This window comes from Streptomyces phyllanthi (genome assembly GCF_009377205.1).
Taxonomy (GTDB): domain Bacteria; phylum Actinomycetota; class Actinomycetes; order Streptomycetales; family Streptomycetaceae; genus Streptomyces; species Streptomyces phyllanthi.
Map to the genome: position 1 here is coordinate 1 of NZ_VJZE01000899.1, position 1,406 is coordinate 1,406.

At 75.0% G+C, this 1,406-nt stretch carries 1 pseudogene; it reads right to left on the reverse strand.

From position 1 onward, the window contains the following. Positions 1-1,406, reverse strand: a pseudogene (locus FNH04_RS45970) (type I polyketide synthase); the annotation flags it as partial.

Sequence of the window (1,406 nt, forward strand, 5' to 3'; positions counted from 1 at the left end):
GCGTGATCCCGCCGTGGGGCCGGTCGCCGGACGGACGCGCCTTCGGTCCCGCGGTGGCCAGATGGTCGTGGAGCGCGTCGAGGTCGGCCGGCACTCCGGCGGCGACCAGTTCCGCCGTGGCGTGCAGAAGTTGGGGGATCCCCCGGCCGGTGGGGGCGTCCAGGGAAACCACGAGGTGCTCGCGGTCGCCCAGGACACGGCCGATCCACTGGGCACACAGGTTGCGGGGGCCGTGTTCGACGAAGACCCGGACTCCGTCCGTCCAGGCCTGCTCGACCGTGCGCGCGAAGTCGATGGGTCCGAGGGCCTGTTCGGTCACGGCGTCGGCCGCCGCGTCGTCACTCGCCCGGTACCAGCGTGCGGTCGAACACGTGTAGAAGCGGACGCCCACGTCCGTGGTGGGCAGATGGTGCATGGTCCGCCACTCGGGGCGGATCTCCTCCAGCTCGGGCACGTGCGCGGCGACCTGGTAGGGGATGCGCAGCGGGCGGTCGTTCCCGAGCCGTTCCAGAACGCGCAGACAGCCGGTCGCCTCGCCGCCGAAGACGCACGAGTCGGGGGCGTTGACGACCATGAGGTGGACGGCCGGCTCGTCGGCGACCGCCTCCCGTACCCGGTCGGCGGAGTCCTCGACCTGGTAGCTCGCCCACTCGGTACCGGTCACACCCGCCCGCCGCCAGGCACGGCGCGGCACCCTCAACTCGCCGACGACACCGTGCTCGAACAGCGTGGACCGCCGGGCCCTCGCCGCTATCCCGGAGACGTCCGGCCAGGCGCCCAGCGCGGCCAGGGCGCTGGACTCACCGGAGGAGTACCCGAGGGAGGCATGCGGTTCGATCCGGAGCAGTTCGCGGGTGATCCTCGCGTGGAGCTGGGAGAGGACGGAGGCGCCCCATATCTGGTGCAGCGCGTGCCCGGCCCGCGGGCTCTCGCCTTCGTGGGCCCAGCCCACGAGTCCGTACAGGGGTCCGCTGCGCTCCTCGACGGCGTCGAGTTGGCCGGGGAAGGCGAGCATGAGGTCGCGGCCCATGCCCGGGTAGGCCATCGAGCCGCCGGCGAAGACGAAGGCCACCTCGCCCTCCGTCGGGCGGTCCCGGAAGGCCGCGCCGGCGGGCCGTACGCCGCCTTCGGCGAGCCACGCGCGGGCCGCCTCCGCGCGGCCGGCCAGATTCTCGGGGCCCGAGGCGACCAGGGCGAGCCGTGCCGGTCCGTCCCGCCCTTCGCGGCCTGTCGCCAGGGCGCGCAGGACGTCGGCGCGGTCGGCTCCCGAGTACACGTGGACACGTCGCGCGGGGCCGTCGGTGTACGGGGCCCGGTCGGCGGCACGCAGCCGCACCCGTTCCGGGGCACCGCCGAGGGGGTCGACCCCGGCCAGGACGGTGCGGGGGCGCAGCGCGGGGCGGGCC